General features: G+C 44.0%; 29 protein-coding genes. 17 read left to right on the forward strand and 12 right to left on the reverse strand.

The features are described from left to right. Positions 1 to 34 precede the first annotated feature (34 nt). The 3 genes from EIZ58_RS34045 to thpR all read left to right on the forward strand — a co-directional run bounded on the left by EIZ58_RS34045 (position 35) and on the right by thpR (position 1,583). Positions 35 to 199 (forward strand): hypothetical protein, encoded by a 165-nt coding sequence (locus EIZ58_RS34045; RefSeq protein ID WP_167578093.1) that lies wholly within the window; start codon positions 35 to 37, stop codon positions 197 to 199. A gap of 99 nt (positions 200 to 298) precedes the next feature. Then, positions 299 to 1,012 (forward strand): LysM peptidoglycan-binding domain-containing protein, encoded by a 714-nt coding sequence (locus EIZ58_RS31750; protein WP_167578094.1) that lies wholly within the window; start codon positions 299 to 301, stop codon positions 1,010 to 1,012. A 16-nt stretch (positions 1,013 to 1,028) separates the two neighbouring features. Beyond that, positions 1,029 to 1,583, forward strand: coding sequence for an RNA 2',3'-cyclic phosphodiesterase (thpR, locus tag EIZ58_RS31755; protein ID WP_167578095.1), 555 nt, complete (start codon positions 1,029 to 1,031; stop codon positions 1,581 to 1,583). Here thpR and EIZ58_RS31760 read toward each other — a convergent pair. The 3 genes from EIZ58_RS31760 to EIZ58_RS31770 form a co-directional block, all read right to left on the reverse strand. Then, positions 1,575 to 1,799, reverse strand: coding sequence for a hypothetical protein (locus tag EIZ58_RS31760; protein ID WP_134705053.1), 225 nt, complete (start codon positions 1,797 to 1,799; stop codon positions 1,575 to 1,577). The two genes, thpR and EIZ58_RS31760, sit on opposite strands and share 9 nt — an antisense overlap. A gap of 168 nt (positions 1,800 to 1,967) precedes the next feature. After that, positions 1,968 to 2,177 carry a hypothetical protein gene (locus tag EIZ58_RS31765; protein WP_134705054.1) on the reverse strand — a complete coding sequence of 70 codons (210 nt, stop codon included), beginning with the start codon at positions 2,175 to 2,177 and terminating at the stop codon, positions 1,968 to 1,970. Between the two features lie 154 nt (positions 2,178 to 2,331). Next, entirely contained in the window at positions 2,332 to 2,907 is a 576-nt protein-coding gene (locus EIZ58_RS31770; RefSeq protein ID WP_134705055.1) for a non-ribosomal peptide synthetase module, read from the reverse strand. Positions 2,908 to 3,228: 321 nt separating this feature from the next. Here EIZ58_RS31770 and EIZ58_RS31775 point away from each other — a divergent pair, with 321 nt between their 5' ends. Both EIZ58_RS31775 and EIZ58_RS31780 read left to right on the forward strand, forming a co-directional pair. Next, positions 3,229 to 3,426, forward strand: coding sequence for a hypothetical protein (locus EIZ58_RS31775; protein WP_134705056.1), 198 nt, complete (start codon positions 3,229 to 3,231; stop codon positions 3,424 to 3,426). A 132-nt stretch (positions 3,427 to 3,558) separates the two neighbouring features. Then, on the forward strand, positions 3,559 to 5,664 hold the full coding sequence (locus tag EIZ58_RS31780) for an RNA degradosome polyphosphate kinase (protein WP_134705057.1): 2,106 nt from the start codon (positions 3,559 to 3,561) through the stop codon (positions 5,662 to 5,664). A 52-nt stretch (positions 5,665 to 5,716) separates the two neighbouring features. Here the strand turns inward: EIZ58_RS31780 and EIZ58_RS34050 are convergent, their stop codons facing one another. Further along, positions 5,717 to 5,857 (reverse strand): hypothetical protein, encoded by a 141-nt coding sequence (locus tag EIZ58_RS34050; RefSeq protein ID WP_167578096.1) that lies wholly within the window; start codon positions 5,855 to 5,857, stop codon positions 5,717 to 5,719. Positions 5,858 to 5,967: 110 nt separating this feature from the next. Between EIZ58_RS34050 and EIZ58_RS31785 the strand changes: the two genes are divergently transcribed. From EIZ58_RS31785 to EIZ58_RS31795, 3 genes are all read left to right on the forward strand, one after another. After that, complete coding sequence (locus tag EIZ58_RS31785) at positions 5,968 to 7,206, forward strand: MFS transporter (RefSeq protein WP_370297873.1); 1,239 nt, start codon at positions 5,968 to 5,970, stop codon at positions 7,204 to 7,206. A 97-nt stretch (positions 7,207 to 7,303) separates the two neighbouring features. After that, complete coding sequence (locus tag EIZ58_RS31790) at positions 7,304 to 7,822, forward strand: DUF3231 family protein (protein WP_134705075.1); 519 nt, start codon at positions 7,304 to 7,306, stop codon at positions 7,820 to 7,822. A gap of 844 nt (positions 7,823 to 8,666) precedes the next feature. Next, entirely contained in the window at positions 8,667 to 9,236 is a 570-nt protein-coding gene (locus tag EIZ58_RS31795) for a hypothetical protein (RefSeq protein ID WP_134705058.1), read from the forward strand. A gap of 42 nt (positions 9,237 to 9,278) precedes the next feature. Here EIZ58_RS31795 and EIZ58_RS31800 read toward each other — a convergent pair whose 3' ends face one another. Together EIZ58_RS31800 and EIZ58_RS31805 are read right to left on the reverse strand one after the other, a co-directional pair. Further along, positions 9,279 to 9,716 (reverse strand): hypothetical protein, encoded by a 438-nt coding sequence (locus tag EIZ58_RS31800; protein WP_134705059.1) that lies wholly within the window; start codon positions 9,714 to 9,716, stop codon positions 9,279 to 9,281. 14 nt (positions 9,717 to 9,730) lie between these two features. After that, positions 9,731 to 10,183, reverse strand: a complete 453-nt coding sequence (locus EIZ58_RS31805; RefSeq protein ID WP_134705060.1) for a 2-thiouracil desulfurase family protein — start codon at positions 10,181 to 10,183, stop codon at positions 9,731 to 9,733. 110 nt (positions 10,184 to 10,293) lie between these two features. Between EIZ58_RS31805 and EIZ58_RS31810 the strand changes: the two genes are divergently transcribed. Next, positions 10,294 to 10,845: a superoxide dismutase family protein gene (locus EIZ58_RS31810; protein WP_134705061.1), complete on the forward strand. Its 552-nt coding sequence runs from the start codon at positions 10,294 to 10,296 to the stop codon at positions 10,843 to 10,845. Between the two features lie 17 nt (positions 10,846 to 10,862). Further along, positions 10,863 to 11,099, forward strand: a complete 237-nt coding sequence (locus tag EIZ58_RS31815; protein ID WP_134705062.1) for a C4-dicarboxylate ABC transporter — start codon at positions 10,863 to 10,865, stop codon at positions 11,097 to 11,099. Between the two features lie 43 nt (positions 11,100 to 11,142). Here the strand turns inward: EIZ58_RS31815 and EIZ58_RS31820 are convergent, their stop codons facing one another. Beyond that, positions 11,143 to 12,036, reverse strand: a complete 894-nt coding sequence (locus EIZ58_RS31820; protein ID WP_134705063.1) for an AEC family transporter — start codon at positions 12,034 to 12,036, stop codon at positions 11,143 to 11,145. A 309-nt stretch (positions 12,037 to 12,345) separates the two neighbouring features. Beyond that, on the reverse strand, positions 12,346 to 12,531 hold the full coding sequence (locus EIZ58_RS31825) for a hypothetical protein (RefSeq protein ID WP_134705064.1): 186 nt from the start codon (positions 12,529 to 12,531) through the stop codon (positions 12,346 to 12,348). Between the two features lie 121 nt (positions 12,532 to 12,652). On the opposite strand from EIZ58_RS31825, the gene EIZ58_RS31830 reads away from it, so the two are divergent. The 6 genes from EIZ58_RS31830 (at position 12,653) to EIZ58_RS34055 (ending at position 15,082) form a co-directional block, all read left to right on the forward strand. Beyond that, positions 12,653 to 12,973: a hypothetical protein gene (locus EIZ58_RS31830; RefSeq protein WP_134705065.1), complete on the forward strand. Its 321-nt coding sequence runs from the start codon at positions 12,653 to 12,655 to the stop codon at positions 12,971 to 12,973. Further along, positions 12,970 to 13,440 (forward strand): DUF3189 family protein, encoded by a 471-nt coding sequence (locus EIZ58_RS31835; RefSeq protein ID WP_134705066.1) that lies wholly within the window; start codon positions 12,970 to 12,972, stop codon positions 13,438 to 13,440. The genes EIZ58_RS31830 and EIZ58_RS31835 overlap by 4 nt, the downstream gene beginning before the upstream one ends. Positions 13,441 to 13,483: 43 nt before the next feature. After that, positions 13,484 to 13,945, forward strand: a complete 462-nt coding sequence (locus tag EIZ58_RS31840; protein WP_134705067.1) for a heavy-metal-associated domain-containing protein — start codon at positions 13,484 to 13,486, stop codon at positions 13,943 to 13,945. A gap of 95 nt (positions 13,946 to 14,040) precedes the next feature. Continuing rightward, positions 14,041 to 14,289 carry a hypothetical protein gene (locus EIZ58_RS31845; protein WP_134705068.1) on the forward strand — a complete coding sequence of 83 codons (249 nt, stop codon included), beginning with the start codon at positions 14,041 to 14,043 and terminating at the stop codon, positions 14,287 to 14,289. A gap of 326 nt (positions 14,290 to 14,615) precedes the next feature. Further along, positions 14,616 to 14,861: a DUF2642 domain-containing protein gene (locus tag EIZ58_RS31850; protein ID WP_167578097.1), complete on the forward strand. Its 246-nt coding sequence runs from the start codon at positions 14,616 to 14,618 to the stop codon at positions 14,859 to 14,861. A gap of 59 nt (positions 14,862 to 14,920) precedes the next feature. Continuing rightward, positions 14,921 to 15,082, forward strand: a complete 162-nt coding sequence (locus EIZ58_RS34055) for a hypothetical protein (protein WP_167578098.1) — start codon at positions 14,921 to 14,923, stop codon at positions 15,080 to 15,082. Between the two features lie 173 nt (positions 15,083 to 15,255). Here the strand turns inward: EIZ58_RS34055 and EIZ58_RS35005 are convergent, their stop codons facing one another. The 4 genes from EIZ58_RS35005 to EIZ58_RS31865 all read right to left on the reverse strand — a co-directional run bounded on the left by EIZ58_RS35005 (position 15,256) and on the right by EIZ58_RS31865 (position 16,793). After that, positions 15,256 to 15,381, reverse strand: a complete 126-nt coding sequence (locus tag EIZ58_RS35005) for a hypothetical protein (protein ID WP_255438493.1) — start codon at positions 15,379 to 15,381, stop codon at positions 15,256 to 15,258. Positions 15,382 to 15,530: 149 nt separating this feature from the next. Next, the gene (locus EIZ58_RS31855) at positions 15,531 to 15,848 is read right to left on the reverse strand and encodes a DMT family transporter (RefSeq protein ID WP_134705070.1); all 318 of its coding nucleotides are present in this window, start codon (positions 15,846 to 15,848) and stop codon (positions 15,531 to 15,533) included. Between the two features lie 5 nt (positions 15,849 to 15,853). Continuing rightward, positions 15,854 to 16,204: a DMT family transporter gene (locus EIZ58_RS31860; protein WP_134705071.1), complete on the reverse strand. Its 351-nt coding sequence runs from the start codon at positions 16,202 to 16,204 to the stop codon at positions 15,854 to 15,856. Between the two features lies 1 nt (position 16,205). Then, positions 16,206 to 16,793, reverse strand: coding sequence for a TetR/AcrR family transcriptional regulator (locus EIZ58_RS31865; protein ID WP_134705072.1), 588 nt, complete (start codon positions 16,791 to 16,793; stop codon positions 16,206 to 16,208). Positions 16,794 to 17,085: 292 nt separating this feature from the next. On the opposite strand from EIZ58_RS31865, the gene cshA reads away from it, so the two are divergent. Then, complete coding sequence (gene cshA, locus EIZ58_RS31870; RefSeq protein WP_134705073.1) at positions 17,086 to 18,540, forward strand: degradosome RNA helicase CshA; 1,455 nt, start codon at positions 17,086 to 17,088, stop codon at positions 18,538 to 18,540. Positions 18,541 to 18,799 lie beyond the last annotated feature (259 nt).

Raw genomic sequence — 18,799 nt, forward strand, 5'->3', positions numbered from 1 at the left:
ATATCTCTAAGCCTAAACCAAAGGAGGAGCATATATGCCACATAATCCAAGGGAGATTGCCAAGCTCGAACAAGAGGCGATGGAGCATAGGGAAAATGATCAGCAAGCGCGTGCCACAGTAGAAGAAGCATTGCAGCATTCTATTCCTCAGCAGCGATATCAACAAATGAGGGATCAACAGGATCTAAACGAAAAATAGAAAAAAGTAAGATGCAACCCCCATAAAGTGGAGTACATACTCGAATTCTGTCGATAGAAAGAGGTTTAGTAAATGTTGGCAGGAGGAGTAGAGAAAGAAATGAAAAAGATGTTGGGGATTTGCGTGGCATTTATAACATTATTAGGGGGCGAAGCAAACGCCCAAATTTCGTCCAATATGAAGGTTTCTTCAAGCGGGACGGAGATTAAAGTGGATTTTAAGGCGATGCCTCAAGTGGGTGCCGTTTCCTTAAGTTTTATCCATTTAGCTAAAACGGGAGATACCCTCTGGAGCATTGCCAGAAAATATGGCTTGACGGTTGATGAGCTAACCAAGGTCAATCGTCTTGATCCACAACGAATTTTACTGTTAAATCAACGGATTATCATTCCAGTCAAACCTAGGCTTGAGGGAAATCCCGTTGCTCAAAAGAATCCATCGGTTCAAGTATATATCGTCGTAGATGAAAAATCCGGGCAGGAAAAGGCCGCAACTACAACGGTACAAAGTGCGAGTGCTTCTTCAAACTCCTATGAAGTGAAGAAGGGGGACACCTTGTATTCCATAGCGAGGCGTCATCAAGTCACTGTTGAACAGCTAACCCAGCTCAATGGCTTGACCTCTCATGAACATCTAAAGTACGGGATGCTGCTCAAGCTGCCGCGGGAAACCGAATATCAAGTACAGGCCGGAGATACCCTTCACCAGATTGCTCGGAAGCATCGGACCAGCGTGCAGGCCCTAGCCCAGCATAATCAATTAAAAGAACAAGACACCATAACCGTAGGTCAACGATTAAAAATTCCTCTATAAGGGGTGTGATCGGCTGTTGGTTGCTCATTATTTTTTAGGGATACCCGTTCCAAGTCCTATTGCTCAGCCTATATATCAATGGTTTACCAACCGTAGAGAGGAACTTCCCTTTAAGTCTACGGTGGTTCCGGAAGACTACCATATTACGCTTCACTTTTTAGGAGATGTATCAAAGGAGGCGAGAGAAGTTTTAATAGAATCTCTTCCGCCTGTGATAAGAGAGATTTCGCCTTTTACCATTAAGGCTAATGCATTCGGTTATTTTGGGGAAAGAAACGCTCCCCGCATTTTTTGGGTGGGGGTGGAGGAACAGCCTATACTGGCGCAAGTCCATCAAGCCACTGGACGAGCCTGTCAAAGGGCAGGCATGAAGCTAGAGACCAAGCCTTATCATCCCCATATTACGCTTGCCAGGAGATGGCGCACCGAGAAGCCTTTTGCACTTCCATCCTTTTCAACGGAGCTTGAGTCCAAAGAGTGGTCTTGGGAGGTACAGCAGGTGGTGCTCTTCCAATCCCATTTAGACCGAGTACCAAAGTACGAAGCCATCCACACCGTTAGCCTAGGTTAAAGATTTATCCGCAGTACGTGCTTGATGATGGTAGTACCAAGCATACCTGCGGGTATTTTTTCGTCTTGCAAAAATATCTTGTTCTCCACCAGTAGATTTTGACTTTTCTTTGCTTTCGTTATAGCAATCCATGCAGTGTGCGTCCTTTTCCTGAATTTCAAACATCGTGAGCTTCAATCCGCATCCTTTGCAAACTTGCTGTGATAGTATCATCATATAAATAGCCTCCTGTGATGGGTAGTAAGAGTTTTTAAATTATTTTTATATTTATTAATATAACAACATCATAGAGGCCTCGCTGTGAAAAAAGTCACATTTCGACAAACAAAAAAGGATAACTCATAAGTTCGTTGCCTTTGAGTTACCCTCTGGTCGGAGTTTTCATTATACAAGTTGGCCATATTTCACCATATAAACCGCTTCATCTTCTTCAACAGGCTTAAATTTTGGGACAAGTCGACTTCTTAGGATTGGAGGAATTACGTCCCTTTCTTTGACTTTCAACTCAGGCAGGAACCCTTCGGGGAAGCCATCCCAGTATTCGGCATTCTCACAGCAAATTTTGTTGATCTCATCAAAATGTGCAAAAGACATCACACTCACCCTTCCCTTCGTTTAGTGAGGAAGAATTTTGTCATTTTCTTCCTACTTTTATTATAAAGCAGAAACTGGAAGAAAAAAGGGGAGGGAGATGAAGGTTTTGTGAACGAAAATAAGGAGATACAGCGGGGCTGTATCTCCTTATTTTTTAGGCTTCTAAGACAAAAAGTTCATGGGTCAGAGCTTGAAGACTCGCATCAATGGCTGTCTTGTCTTCAGACTTCATGCGCAAATCCAGCAATTGGTCGATTTGAAGGCGAACCCAAGCAATTTGATCTTCTACTCCTCGCTGCAGGTACAGTCGAGTAAGGTCTCCAATGGTGTCCTTATATTCGTAAACGAGTTTAGTCGTATTATCACGTATTTCCTGGATTTTCACTACATTGCCATAGGCATACTGATATTCCATGATGTGTTTAAGGTAGAGGCGATGGACGAGAGCATGACCTTTACATTCTTGGACTGCTTTTCGCATGGTATTGGCCAATTGAAGATCCTTCATGATAAAAGATCCTTCGAAGATGAAGTGAGGTCCTAAAGGGTGAAAGACAAGAGGGATTTCGTTGCCATGGTCAAAGAGGATCATCTCCGTGTCACCATTCTCAAATACACGGATCTGGGTCGTGTTGTGATTCGTTTCAAATAGTTTTACAAATTCCTTTAACTGGTGTGGGCTAAGTTCTAATTTTACCTGTTTATACATGGTGGCTACTCGTTGAGCCATAAGAATTCGCTCCTATTGTCCAATTTGGTTTAATCTTATTATACCTAAAATCTCGCCTCAAATCATGTTCAGAAAGAAGAGAAAATCGATGAGATTTTGAATGAAAGCGTTTTTATTGGCGGATAAGTTAACTTATTCTTTGAATTTCTTGTGTTTTCACGGAAATGCTCCTGATTTCAAAACGGGAATAGATGCTAAACACACGTATTGATTTAATTCACTAATTTACAGCGTTGCTCTGGACTGTTAAGATAAATACATAAGATTATGAATTTTCCATTTTGTCTACAGGCCTAAGTAAGGTAAAAGGGGGAGTAGAAGATGTCTTTTGTTCACTTTGACGAGATCTTTGAGGTTTGTTGTGAGGCCAATGAGCAGATGCACAATGAATACACGAATCGACGGGGAGCCCTGCTTTCAGACGACTGGAAAAATGGAGTCCAAGAAACGGTAAGAAAACGCAAGAAAATCGTATTTTCAACGGTGCCCAATTCTAAGGCTTTAGCTTATAATCCCTAAAAGAAAATGACGGCGGGCCGGTGGTCCGCTTTTTCTTTTTTTGCATAAAGATGTATTTTTTTTAAGATCTCGTTTACAATTTTAGTAGAACATGTCGAAGTCGAAGAATCAATATGGAAGAGGAACTAATCAATGGAACAAAGATCTGAAAAAACAAGAGAGGTACAGGGAGTAGATGAGCATGGCTTCTTCATTAACCGGCACCTGAGTTGGCTGGCCTTTAATGAAAGAGTGATGGAGGAAGGAGAAGACTCACGTAATCCTTTATTTGAGCGACTAAAATATCTATCCATTACATCCTCGAATATGGATGAATTTTTTATGGTGAAGGTAGCCAATGTTAAGGACCAGCTCCTGTTGGGCTTTAGCAAGCCGGATAGTAAATCCCTGATGACACCGAAGGAGCAGTTGATTGCGATTGAACAGTACGCTCGAACTCTGGTGAAGAGACAATATGATTATTTTTACGAGGCCATATTGCCTGCTCTTAGAGAAGAGAAGATTTCCTTTCTACGTGCGCAAGAAATGAATGAAGAACAATCACAATTTGCCAATACCTTTTTCCATGACCGGGTGTTTCCTGTATTGACTCCAATGGGCGTTGACCCTAGCCATCCGTTTCCTTTATTACATAATAAGACCTTAAACCTAGCTGTTCAGCTCCAAGATACGGAACGAAACCAGACAAAGGAGCTCTTCGCTTTTGTTCAAGTCCCTTCTGTTCTGCCTCGTTTTATTCAGCTACCGTCTCAAGATGATAAGAAGGCCTTTATTTTATTGGAAGATCTGATTCGCAGTCATATTGCACCTTTATTTGCCGGAAAAACGGTATTATCTGTAGATGCCTTTCGCATTACACGTAATGCCGACATCTTTGTCAATGAGGAAGACGCGGAGGATCTACTAGAAGAAATCGAAGAAGAACTGAAAAAACGCCAGATGGGGGTAGCCGTCCGCCTCGAGATCGAATCCAGCATGAGCGAGAGTGTAAAGGAATTCATCAAAGAAAGTGAAGAGCTAGAGGAAAGTGATATTTATCCCGTAGAGGGGCCGGTAGATCTGACGTTTCTTATGCAGTTTTCTCATTTAGAAGGCTATGATCATCTTCGTTTTGAAAAGCTGTATTCCCAACCACCTGAAGATATCCTAGGGGAGGCCAATCTTTACGATGTGATCTCTAGAAAGGATATTCTCCTTCATCATCCTTATGAGTCCTTCGACCCGGTGGTCCAATTTATTCAAAAAGCTTCCGTTGATCCCAATGTGCTCGCTATTAAGATGACGTTATACCGCGTAAGCCGAAACTCACCGATCGTCCAAGCCTTAGAGGATGCAGCCGCGAATGGCAAGCAGGTGCTTGTGCTCGTCGAGCTGAAAGCCAGGTTTGATGAAGAAAGCAATATTGCTTGGGCTAAGCGATTGGAGAAAGCGGGCTGTCATGTCATCTATGGCATGGTCGGCCTCAAAACACACAGCAAAATTACCCTTGTTGTTCGTCAGGAGGGAGAGCGGATCAAGCGCTATGTGCATCTGGGTACCGGAAACTATAATGAAATTACGGCTAACCTTTATACCGATCTGGGAATGTTTACGAGCAGAGAAGAGGTGGGGGAAGATGCGACTTTATTTTTCAATCATCTATCTGGACAGTCCCGTCCCCCGCAGTTAAAGACCTTCAGCATTGCTCCCAGCGGACTCCGTTCGCGTTTCTTGGCCCTTATCCAAGAGACGATGGATCAGAGCACACCAGAAGCCCCAGGGCACATCATTGCGAAAATGAACGCTTTAACGGACAAGGAAATTATTGACGCATTGTATGCGGCGTCGCAAGCAGGGGTAAAGATCGAGCTGATCATCAGGGGGATCTGTTGTTTACGTCCAGGAGTGCCAGGGCTTAGTCAGAACATTCGAGTCATAAGTATCGTGGGTCGCTTCCTCGAGCACAGCAGAGTGTATTACTTCCAAAAACGAGGGATTGAGGAGGTTTATCTCTCTAGTGCGGATTGGATGACCCGTAATTTGGATCGAAGGGTAGAAATCCTGTTTCCCGTTCTTGATGACGGGCTAAGAAAACGAGTAAAAGAGATCCTGGCGACGTCGTTAAAGGATAGTGTCAAAGCAAGAGAATTGCAGCCGGATGGAACGTACCGGCACTTAAGCGATGGAGCGGAGTGGTCGCTTGACAGTCAGCTGTTTTTCCACCAAATGGCCGTTCAGAACGCACAAGGTAGAAAATAAAAATAAGGACTTTTCCTTTAGTTAAGGATAAAGTCCTTTTTTTCTGTACTGATTAATCAGGGGCAGGTCCGGTTTGCTTTGCTTTTTGCTCTGCATTTTCGAGTCCATTGGACTGAACTTGATCTTGAGGAAAATCAGGAAGAATGTCATCGCGGTCGATGGTTTGGGATGGCTTGCTCTTCTTCTTGGACATACACTTCCCTCCTTTCTTTTCCTAGGTTGTTCTGTTCGGAGGTCTTCTATTCTCTGGGCAAAGCATTATAATAGGAATATGTTTTAATTCACGAAGGGGATGAGACGGTCTTGCAAGTCGCAGTAAATACTCAAAAAGTACCGCAGCCAACGATGTACCGCATTTTGTTTGCGATCAGTATTGTGCACTTATTAAATGATTCTATGCAATCGGTCATACCGGCGATCTTTCCAATCTTGGAACAATCCATGAAGCTCACGTATGTCCAGTTAGGCTGGATTGCTTTTACACTTAACATCACATCGAGCATTATGCAACCGTTGGTAGGATGGTTTACCGATCGGCACTCCCTTCCGTTTATGCTTCCCCTAGGAATGGCGAGTTCTCTCTTGGGCATGTTAGGGTTGGCCTTCGCCTCTTCGTTTGAAGCGGTGTTATTGTCAGTCGTATTTATCGGACTTGGTTCTGCAGCTTTTCATCCCGAGGGCTCGCGGGTCGCCTATATGGCGGCAGGCGACCGCAGAGGACTTGCGCAGTCGATCTTTCAAGTGGGAGGGAACAGCGGCCAGTCGCTGGCCCCTTTGATGACGGTCTTAATTTTTGTTCCGTTGGGACAGTTTGGTGCCGTTTGGTTTACAGGCGTAGCTGCCTTAGCCATTCTCATTTTGCTTTATGTATCGTTCTGGTATAAAGAACAGCTGCTGTATTTTCCTCGGGTCAAGAAAAGGGGAAAACGAGAGGTGAATCCAAGCAGGCCAAAGAAAGCCGTGATTTTTGCCATTTTCCTGCTGATCTTTCTTGTTTTTGCTCGCAGTTGGTTCTCCACTGGCATTTCGAATTACTATCAGTTTTATCTGATCAACTATTACGGACTAGATGTCAGAGAAGCCCAGTATTATATCTTTGCCTTCCTTGCCTCAGGGGTAGCTGGTACCTTCATGGGCGGCCCGCTGGCCGATCGGTTCGGAAAACGAACTGTTTTGCTTTTTTCAATGCTAGGAGCCGCACCTTTAGCCTTAATGCTTCCACATGTTTCACTTGAGTGGGTATACCCTTTATTTATCGTCATGGGATTTATCCTTTTATCCAGCTTTTCTGTCTCGGTGGTTTATGCCCAGGAGCTATTCCCTGGAAGAGTGGGTATGGTCTCTGGATTGATTGTCGGGTTGGCCTTCGGTCTTGGAGCCTTAGGCTCGGTCATCCTTGGGAAGATGGCCGATATATACGGGCTAAAGTTAGTTATGAATTTCTGCAGTGCTCTTCCGCTGCTAGGAATAGCCACCCTTTTCTTGCCTTCCGATGAACGCTTAAGGGAGTGGAGCAAGGAAGAATATCCCTCTCATACCTGATCGGACAGAAGGTTAACCTATCTTTTGGGTGACAACTTCAACTTAAGGAGAACCCGACATGGATCTTACTACAATTATGAGTATGGGGAGGACGATGATGGGGATCTTAAGCGGAAATCCACAAGAAGAACCGATGCATTACGGTGAGGTGTATGGTGTTTGGACTTATCTTTCTGGCTCTAAGGCGATGATTGCCGGCTACCAGACCCTCCTAAACCATGCAGGTGACACGGACTTGAAAAGTTTTCTTCAGGACTGCATTCAATCCAAAAAGCAAGAAATTACCCAGCTTGAAAATCTGCTAAAAGTAAACGGGCTTGCACTTCCTCCTGCACCTCCCGAAAAACCACAAGCCATGTTGGAAAATATTCCGGCTGGCGCACGCTTCACGGACCAAGAAATATCCGGGTCCCTTACCAGAGATTTTGCTGTCGGCTTAGTGGCTTGCAGCCAAGCCATCGGTCAATGCATCCGGGAAGATATCGCAGCGATGTTTACCCAGTTCCACGCTACTAAAGTGCAATTCGGAGCTCGACTCTTGCGTATTAATAAAGAAAAAGGCTGGCTTGTGCCTCCTCCCTTGCATTTAGGCACACCAGAGCTAGCGCATGTCTAAAGCTGTTTCAACAGGACCCTCTTTGTGAGGGTCTTTGTTTTATTTTTTCACGATTTGGTGTGTTTTTAGTCTGTTTTTTGGAGGTGCCTTCTAAATTTTGGGTTAGGCTTCCTATTTTAAGCTGATCTTTTAGGTAATTAGGCTTTTATTTTTCAACTTGGACTGGTCCGGGACCGTATGGCTGCGGTTTTGTTTTGGAAACCCCAAGGCCAGGAGGGCCTGCCCTCCCGTCTCCCATGAAAATCCCCTTACGTCCGCGGTTCAGTCCCCTGTTTTTTCGAGAAATGAAGTGATATGGGTTCTACTTTTTAGAAGTGCAATTTAAAATTCGGTTTAGAAGCTTTAATTCCAAGCTGAATTTTCAGTAATTCCGCTTTTGTTTTTCGTCTATACCCTTTTTTTGCCCCGAATACTCTCGCTCGTGGACGGATGCTCACAAAATTTTGGATATGCTCACGGATAAGTGGCATTTGCTCACGAGTTGGTATCGTTTGTTCACGTACCTGATACAATTTCAAATTATTGAAGCTGTTTGATCACGAAAGCAAGCAACTTGCTCCCGAACCGGTAATGATGCCAAGTAGCCGGGGCTGCTTGCTAAGCCTCAATTTATCGCCTCGCCCGAACGTCTGGGTCGCCCAATTCCGGTGCCGCCTCGCCCAAAAGCCGAGCCGAAGCGCCCGAAAAGGCAGTCGGATCGCTCGATCGTCTGGGTGGCGCCCAATTCTGGCGTCGCCGCGCCGGGAGTGCATCACCACCCTCCTGGATCTATTTACTTGCTCTAAATCCCAGTCAAGAGGAGACCCTACACCTAAGACTCAATATTTAATTGGGAGGTGAAGGGATGCAGAAAAAATGGATGGGTACCTTGGCCAGCCTCTGTTTTGCATCTTTCTTATTTACCGGCTGTGGTTTTAACCAAGCTGGAACCAATCAAAACCAAAATCTGAATGGCATGAGTACGACCATGAATCAAGGCGGTGAGTTCGGGTCGGGAAGTGCCAATTTTGTTGAGAGAAACCGAAATGAGTGGACTAAAACAGCAGGAGATAGATGGAACCGGGCACCGTATGCTAGGCCGGGAAGCCCCAGTCTCTTCAGAGGGGATCGTGCACCAGCAAGTCCAGGTGGAGATGTTTTGTGGGGAAATCGAACAAGCTATATGTCAGGAAATCAAGCAGGGGTTATGAGGACGACTAACAATAGTAATCGAGATGTGACGGATGAAGCGCGGGGGTGGGGAAATCCTAACTACCACCGTTATTCGCGGGTACATGAGCCCAATAGCAATATCTGGGGTCCTGCAAGAGGACCGGCGGTTCCGGAGTGGACACCGGAGGGGCGCGTGTATCGGATTAAGCAAGCTGCCCCTTATTTGGAAAGAGACAACGGTTCCACATTGCGCTCAAGATAAGGTAAATGGAGGTGCCCCAGTAGGTGGGACACCTCCATGTTTTCACTTTTTTTTGGCGATTAATTCCTTCAATTCGTCAAACGCGAGATAAGCCAAGGATTTATAATCTTCATCACCCAGTAGGGTATAGAGTTCCATGAATGTAATGTGGTCGTCGAGCAGCTTGTCGATTTGATCTTGAATACTAGGGAACTGTGGGGCTGTCGTGTTGGGTCTTGTCTTGGCTTGATAGCTTCGCAACAGATCTTGTGCTTGTTCTGCTGTGCAAACTAAGGTTAACTCTTCTTCAAACGCCTCGAGCCACTCTTCGTCGGGGATTCGGGATAGCTCGTAGGTATATTCTTTATAAAGGGCATCGGGATAATGGTAGTAGACGGAAGTGAAGCAGGCGATTTGAAATAATTCAGTTTCATAACCCTTCACACGGACAATGTCCCCAAAATTGAATTTTTGTTTTTGCCTTTTTCGCCTCTCGCTCATGTATTGCCTCCCATCTAACTTTGATCTGGTTCTTCCTCGGATGCGACCACAATTCCATTTTTGATTAGCAATGCGGCGGTAACCCCGACTCCTGATTTCTTCGTTTTCGTATAGGTTCCATCATAGATCTGGCGGCTTCCACAAGAAGGGCTTCTCTCCTTGAGAATGGCCTTAGTTGCCCCGACGGTTTGAGCCATGCGCAAAGCTTGATAAGCCCCATCCAAGAAATGCTGGGTCACATCATTTCCTTGGTTATCTATCACTTTGGCTTTTCCATCTAAGACATCAAAGCCGTCTCCACCTACGATCTCAGCTGGGTTTCGAGGAGTAGGCAAACCACCAAGCTGCTCCGGACAAACGGGGATAGCTTTTCCCTTTTGTACGAGCTGGAAGGCGAGGTCAAAAGGGTTGGATTTCTTATCATACCTGCACTCGCATCCCATTAAGCAAGCACTGACTATTTTCATGGATAAGTCACCTACTTCTAGTTTATTTCCATTTTATCACATAAATGATAATAATAGCTGTTTATGGGCAAAATGGTTGTAAACTGATATTGGAGAAGGAGACCTAAGTTATGAGAGTAGCCCTTTGCGTATGGATGGGCCTTTTTTCAGTTGCTATGTTACTTGGATGTAATACGACAAGACATGCAGAAGATCCTGCTATGGCTGTCGTGGATTCTGTGACAGCCCGTACGGTGGAGATCATCAATGCCAATGGAGATAAAATAGGGAAGGCGCTGCTCACCCAAGAGAAAACTGGTGTACGCCTGCATGTTCAAGTAAATGGCCTTTCCCCTGGCAAGCATGGCTTCCATATTCACGAGAAGGCTTTTGAAGGAACCGACTTTCAGTCAGCAGGCGGCCACTTTAACCCGACAGGAGCTCAACACGGGTTAAAGAATCCGCAGGGAGCGCATGTCGGAGATATGAGGAACCTTGTCGTGAAACCGGATGGCTCTGCAAAGCAAACTGAATTTCTAGTCAAAGCAAGCCTTAGCAAATCGAATGAATACTCCCTGCTCGGCAAGTCGATCATCATACACGCAGGAGAGGATGATCAGGTGACAGATCCCTCAGGGAACTCTGGTGATCGAATTGCGGGCGGCATCATCGGAGATAAATAAAAAGGGGGTGTAATTCAATGACAGATACAAACGAGAAAGAGATACTAACTCCTGAACAGGATTCATCGGGTCAATGGATGGGATGGCTTGGTATCACACTGGGTGCGATTGCTTTTATGTGGTGGCCATTCCTTATGGGAGGAGCCGCTATTGTTCTCGGAGCCATTACGCTGTTCAGCAAGGCAAAGACTCTCGGATATTGGTCTATTGGGCTGGGAGTCTTAGGTATGTTCTTTAATGGGTGGATCTATTAGCAAAAACTGCCGCTTTAATTGCTTAAAGTGGCAGTTTTTTGACCTATTGTAATAAGTTTAACAAGCATGTAAGGGTGACAAAGCTTAGCAAGGTAGTAATCAGTGTGCTGCATGAAACAAACTGAGGCTTGGCATTGAATTGAACAGCATACATGGTCGTGGTTGCAGCCGATGGCATGGCGGCAAGGATGATCAGCACCTTTTGCAGGATAGGATCAAGCGGAAAGAGCAGACAGATAAAATAGGCTAGGACGGGTGAAGCAACGAGCCGAATCCCGGTTGCAACACTAATTCCTTTCCATTCAATCACCTTGGTAGAGACGTTAGCCAGTTGCATGCCAAGAATAATCATAACCAATGGGATAGCTGCATTCGCTACTAGATCAATCGCTTGGAAGAAGTTTTCTGGAATTTGAATATGCAGTTCATGAAGGAAAACGGCTAAGATAACAGCATAGTTCGTTGGCATTTTTAAAACCGTTTTGATGGCAATCCCCGCTCCATTCTGGCCGCGAGAGGCAAAATAGACGCCAAATACGCTCATGATAATGGAATGGAACACCATTATCGTGACAGCATAGTCAAATCCTACAGGTCCCAGTGCAAAAAGAATCACTGGAGCTCCATAATTGCCGCTGTTCATGAAGGCGGTAGAAAGCATTAAGGCGCTTTCTTGCTCTTTGTCATATTTAAAATATTTAGACGTGATAATTGTTATCCCGATAAGTCCAACGAGTAGGAGCATAGAGATGATTACAATATAAAAAAGCTGGATATCTAAAGATGTAACATAAAAGGTTCGAAATACAAGCGCGGGGGATAAGATATAAATGGCCACGGTTGTTATTGGTTTTAGATCGAGCTGAAAAATTCGTTGGATAATGTAGCCGCTCAGAAAAATAAGAAGAACGGGCAAAATGACACTTACAAAGATCATGTCCACACCTCTTTCTATATGTAATTAAATAATAAAGGGAATGTGTGGAGTTGGCAATGCGGAAAAGGGATTAGCTATGCGCTTACATAAAGGATTAAGACCGTTTCTCTCCCCAAATTAACAAAGCACAAAAAAAGAACGATACCTAGATGTAGGTACCGTTAAATTTGGAAAAAGGAGGTGTTTGAGGCTCTTGAAGGGCATATTATCCTTCCCCCAGCCTGTGCTGCACTGGATTACTGTATCTTATGCTAGAAGTAATCCTTAGGATTGGATGTTTGTCCGTTCCGTGTAAAAATAGGCAATGGTTTAGCGAATCGTAGTAATAAACTGTTTGCTTTTCGTACGAGAGACTGTAACTTCAGTTTTCTTTTTGGGTACATTATGCTCTTCACTATAGCAATCCATGCACAGTCCTGCTTTCTCTCTTGCTTCGTACTCCGTTAGTTTTACTCCGCATTGTTTGCATTTTCTTTCCATCAAGGTGATATTCATGACATCGTCTCCTTTCATAAAAAATAATGTATATAGACAAATAATAATGTTGTGATTTTCAAATACTTTTTCATTATAACACACTTCGACTTAATTCGACACTCACGGATGTGGATAATCTGTGACAGCACTTTGGGGTGTGGCAAAAAACAAAAATACGGAGAAGTCAATGAATGTACTCTACTATAGTTTAGATGAAGGGGAACAAGCATGGAAGAAGGCGCAAGAGGTACTTGGACAGGATCTAATAGTGCCATCAAAGATTAAGTTTGGGGAGATTCTACGAGCCGGAACTGATCTTCAAGGGAACCAGATTCATGTAAGCGGAGTAGGTCTTGCAGAAAAAGCTTGCCGTTTGGCGTGGATTCATGCGCTAGAACAGGTTGGTAAATCGGCAGCAGAATGGCGTTTTCATAAAGTAAATGGAGAGAAAAGCACATGAATATTGTGTATTGTTGCTATGGGAGTGCTCACTCTTCCATTATTGCTGCACACGTTCATTTAGGTTTTCTTCCTATGGATCGTATTCCCTCTAAGGCGGAGTTGCTTAGCTTGTATGATTTCGACAGGACGGAAGGATATTTTATTGGCTCTCTTTTCTATAAAGGGGTCGATGAATGGGGAAATCGTGTGTATACCATGGGGCTTGGACGTGAGATGGATCTTGTTCGCGAAAGCTTCCTATCCATGCTTGAACGAAACGGCGGACATAGGGAGCAATATCGCTTTTTTCTTGCCCTTCCCCATATCAACCGAGTAGCGAAGATTGGCGGGGCTCTTTCTCGTCGCTATGGCTGGGTAGGGATAGGCCGCCCCCTTGCCGTGATAGGTATTAGGCAGAGTTATCCGGGAATGGTTCGTTTTGTAAAAGACTGTAAAAGGCAAATTGAGGGCGATGAAGAGGAGTAATCTTATTCGGTAGGCGGATACTAGAGGTAGGAGGTGAGCTTTCTTGAAATCCATGAGTAAAAGTTGGTGGCTGCCCATTCTAAGTGCATTACTCCTGAGTGCTTGTGGAAATATGCCTCAAGCGGGTGTGGACCAGAACCAATCGCAAACGATGTCAGATAACCGAACAGAATATTTAATCCAAAATCGTACCGAAACGAACGAGTATATGGAACCAGGAACAGCCTCAAATTCCAGAATGGATACAAGGGTCTACGATGAAAGAGTTCGAGCGGGACTTTCCGGACAAGCTCTCCAAAGCGCTCAATATCAGGTAGAGCAATCAATTCGTGACCTGGTTAAGGGGATACCAGGCGTTCAGGACGCAGAAGTGGATCTCCTGGGTACAACGGTGAGGATTCGTGTACAAGCTGCCGATGGAGCGGATCGATCCAAACTTGAACAAAAAGTCCAACAGCAAGTACGACTTTTATATAACTATAATGTCCAGGTAGTTTCCTATTAGAGCGGTCCACCGCTCTTTTTTTGTGCATATGCCGAAATAAACACCATATTCTGTAAGGACAAGTTTTTTCAGCCGGGATTAGAAAGGAGTTTGCGATGAAGGTAATATGGGATAAAGTCAATGACTGGAAATTTTGGGCTTTGTCAAATGACCACGAGGAGTTTTATCAGCTTCTGCTTGAGAATCGGATTCATTCTACTAAGGGAGTCGTGTATCAGGACCAAGAACCATTCCTATTACCTGAATATCCTACTCATCGCCAATTGAATGAACGGGCAAAACAACTTCTCGATCCGGTCTTATACGAAGAGTTCGAAAGCGAACTATTCCTTCCCAAAAGATAGGTCTAATGTCATGATTCAAAATTTGACAAAAATCGACTAGAATAAGATTACATTATTTTGAAGCAGAGGCCGATATGGGAATTATGGCAAGACTACGTTATGAGTGGCATTGTTATTGGTATTGTTTTAATGAAAGATTACTGCTCCAGGCAAGTTGTACCGGGAAAGAAAAAGCAAAGATAAGAAAGAAAGTTAATTACCACCGTACAAAGATGTTCTCAATATAAAGAGCGTTGAACAAGGATGCTATACAATGGCATCCTTGTTTTGGTTTGGGTCGGAAACTGTTACGCTGCATAATCTGTAGAATGAAAGGGGGGATGCACTTGAAATGGAAGGATTACTATGTACCAGGATTAGAAAATCACAGTGAAGCCCTCAAGCAAGTTTACGGCCGTTCCTTTATTCAGCAACTCCGAATCGAGCAAGGAAAGATCATTACCATCACTACGGGAAGAGAGGTCTTAACCGGTCGGGTTATCCGATTAGCCATGGATTATATAGAGTTTCAATATAATGAAAGAACTTACTACATCCCTTATCACAGCATCTTATATTATTATTCCGCATGAATAGCGAAATCCAATTCATCCCATCCTAAACTGTAGGAACAAGAAAAGGAGGATGAGTGATGTACGAGTCAGATGAGTGGTATATTCAAGAAGGATTGATGCAGCCATTGAAGAAAAAAGGGACCCCTTTTACCAGCTATGCGGACTATTCTTTTTCACCAGAAGGTAGGGTAGATGAAGAGTGGGAGATGAAAGTGCAGACCGATGAAGAGAGTTCCTAATTTGAGAAAAATTTGCAATCTTTTTCCAGCCCTCCTCGTCTAATGTTGTCAGAGGAGGGTTAGTTTTTGATTATGGACCTGTGGGGTCCTAATCAGAGCATACGCTTGCCTCCATTTACTGTTTATAATACAAAGAAAAAGAGTGTAGAGACCGGGTCTCTACACTCTTTTTTTTACTCGAATTCCATTGCGTCGTCTGAGTATGTCACGGACATGTCATCCTGACATTCCCAGCACTCACTCCTGTTCTTTTCCATGATAGCAAGTTCTTCGTGACAGCGTACACAGTAGTCCTTCATATCCATGACCTCCTCCTTGTATATTGGGACATATTACGTCGTAGGTTATCCCAACATGTCCTACTTCAATTTTATCGTATTTCACCACTTTTGTAAACGCTTTAATTTTAGGAAGCCTAAAAAAAGCTAAAGCAGGTCAGCTGCTCTAGCTAAAAACTTGTCACCTTGAGTCCAATCACGCTAATTAGTATACAGGAAAGAAAAACAATTCTTTTCCAAGACTTTGACTCTCTAAAAAACAACATACCGATGATGACACTCCCAGCCGCTCCTATTCCAGTCCAGATCGCATAGGCAGAACCTACAGGTAATGAAAGGAGAGCGAGGGAGAGTAAATAAAGACTCAGAGCGCCAGCGATAAAGGTGGCAATCGAGTAGGTAAGCCTAGAGAAACCATTAGATAATTTCATGAAAGTAACAAAAATAACTTCAAAAATCCCAGCAACAATTAAATAAACCCATTCCACCTCACTCACCTCGCCTGATAATCTTCCTCTCCAGCATCCTGGTCTGAAGTGAGCTTCAAACCAATAATTCCAGTGAGGAGAGTCGTAATTAAAATGATCTTAACAATATGGACAGATTCATGAAGAAAAAGCATTCCATAGATAACCGTTCCAGCTGCGCCTATTCCAGTGAATATGGCATACGCGGTACCAACAGGAATGTCTTTCAGAGACTTTGAAAACAAGAAAAAACTCGAAACAATGGCTACTAAAGTTATAATGCTAGGTATTAGAAGAGAAAAACCATTGGAAAATTTCAGCCCAAGAGCCCAAACGACTTCCAATATTCCGGCAAGACCAATGTAAAACCAGGCCATGTTAACCTCCTTCATGATTTTGAATTCCTGACCAATAGACCTGCCACGAAGCTTCCATTCGAAACTTCAGCTCTTCAGGTTCATAGTAATGATGCTCCACAAACAATCCGTCAACAAAACAGTAAAAAGAGGCCAACAGAATATTCAAGTTTAGCTTTCTAATTTTCTGCTGAGAAATCCCTTCTTCAAAAAGAACGCCCAATAATTTATCCGTTTTATTTTCGAAGTTCATAAATTTAACTTTGATCTCTTCCTTAAAGGGTTCTGGGGGAAAGAATATCGCTCTCTTCCAGAAAAGCCCTTCCTGAGTAGTCCCAAACACCTCACAAAATTGCTGAAAGATATGCCTTAATTTTTCTTCAACGGAGAAATCAGCGATATCACTCATCAGGGTTTCTAACCGGTCTAGTTGACGATCGAGAACCTCGTTAAGAATGGCCGTAAATATCGCTTCTTTGCTAGGAAAATGATTATATATTGAAGGTTTTTTGATCCCTACACCTGTTGCGATATCAACTAGGGAGGTTTCCTCATACCCGTTTCTCCCGAATAAGACCATGGCGACTTGTTTAATTTTATCAGCTGTCATGTGTGCACCTCATCTGTAAACTAACTATCGGTAGTTTGTATTCTATTACGACAGAGAGTAAATGTAAAGTGTGAAGTGATTTGCTTTTTATTAGCAATCATGGTAAGGTTATCTTTAGCAAAAAAAGGCGAGCGAAAATGCGACCCTCAGCAGCTAACCTTGTTCGCCGCTAAATCTCTTGGCATATGAGATCAAAGGGCAATATTCCTTATTTGGAATAATGCCCTTTTTTTAGGAAATTTTAATAAGGTAAATAATAACAGAAAACAAGCTTAAAGGAGATTGACAAAAATTGGCAACTTTTTATGATTTTGGACTTCACCAACAAACGGTTCGGGCAATTAGCAGCATGGGATTTGAAGAGGCGACGCCGATTCAAGCCCAAACCATTCCTGTAGCGCTTAAGGGAAAAGATTTAATCGGCCAAGCTCAGACCGGTACAGGAAAAACCGCTGCCTTCGGTGTCCCGATGGTAGACCGTCTTCGCGAAGAAGTAGACCAAATCCAAGGCGTGGTGTTAACGCCAACGCGTGAACTTGCTGTTCAGGTAGCAGAAGAATTGAATAAAATTGCTCAGTTCAAAGGAATTCGTGCCCTTCCAATCTATGGTGGTCAAGATATGAATCGCCAGATAAAGGCGCTAAAGCTAAGACCTCAGATCATTGTGGCTACTCCTGGACGTTTTATGGATCATATGAGAAGAAAAACCATCCGACTGAATGCTGTTGAGATGGTCGTTTTGGACGAAGCTGATGAAATGCTAAATATGGGTTTCATCGATGATATTAAATTGATCCTATCTGAGATCCCGGAAGAAAGACAAACGCTACTGTTCTCAGCCACTATGCCTAAGGCGATTCAAGAGCTAGCGGTTCGATTCATGAACGAGCCAGAAGTGATCGCAGTAAAAGCGAAAGAGGTCACGGTACCAAATATTGAACAGCAATACATGGAGATGCCCGAAAAGCAGAAGTTCGATGTACTATGCCGTATGCTGGACATTCATGCTCCTGAATTGGCTATCGTGTTTGGACGCACGAAGCGTCGGGTAGACGAATTATCGGAAGCTTTAACCAAAAGAGGCTACACGGCTGAAGGGATTCACGGGGATCTTAACCAAGCCAAGCGTGACAGTGTACTAAGAAAGTTTAAAGAAGGAACGATCGAAGTCTTGGTCGCAACGGATGTAGCTGCAAGAGGTCTGGATATCAGCGGCGTCACCCATGTTTATAATTTTGATATCCCGCAAGATCCCGAGAGTTATGTTCACCGTATCGGTAGAACGGGTCGTGCAGGGAAAACCGGGTTGGCTTTATCTTTTGTCACCCCGAGAGAGATTGAACATCTTAGAACAATCGAGCGTATCACTAAGCGGAAGATGGATCGCCGTCAAGTACCGAGCCTGGCGGAAGCCATCGAAGGGCAGCAACGCCTCACCATCGAAAAACTGATGGAAACCGTCCAAGAGGGCGAATACACAGCTTATAAGTCATTGGCTGAACAGCTATTGGATGATGTAGACTCTGTTATTCTTGTTGCTTCAGCTCTTAAGATGCTGACAAAGGAACCAGACAGCACGCCGGTTCGTCTGACTGAGGAAGCCCCTCTTCGTGCCAAGAAGAAAAAGATGGACTTCAGAAAACCGGATCGCGACCGCGGAGGCAAGCCTCGACATGGCAAGGGTCAAGGTCAGGCACCTGGACGTAAGCCCGCAATGGCTTTCCGTGGTGGGAAGAAAGACCGTTAAGAAAAGTTAAAATCCGATAGGCTGAAGCCTATCGGATTTTTTTGATGAGGAGGATTGTGAAGGAATGTGAGAGAGTAGCGGGCTGCAGCGCGGAAAAAACTCCGTTTGGAGAAAGCTGCGGGCAATTAATACGGTGTCTATGATGTCGTCATTTTGGCTTGGGCCCGAGATGAGTGAATCATACGGCGTCTATGATGTCGCCATTTTGGCTCAAGCGTGTGATGAGTGAATCATACGGCGTCTATGATGTCGTCATTTT

The sequence above is a fragment of the Ammoniphilus sp. YIM 78166 genome (genome assembly GCF_004522215.1).
GTDB lineage: Bacteria > Bacillota > Bacilli > Aneurinibacillales > RAOX-1 > YIM-78166.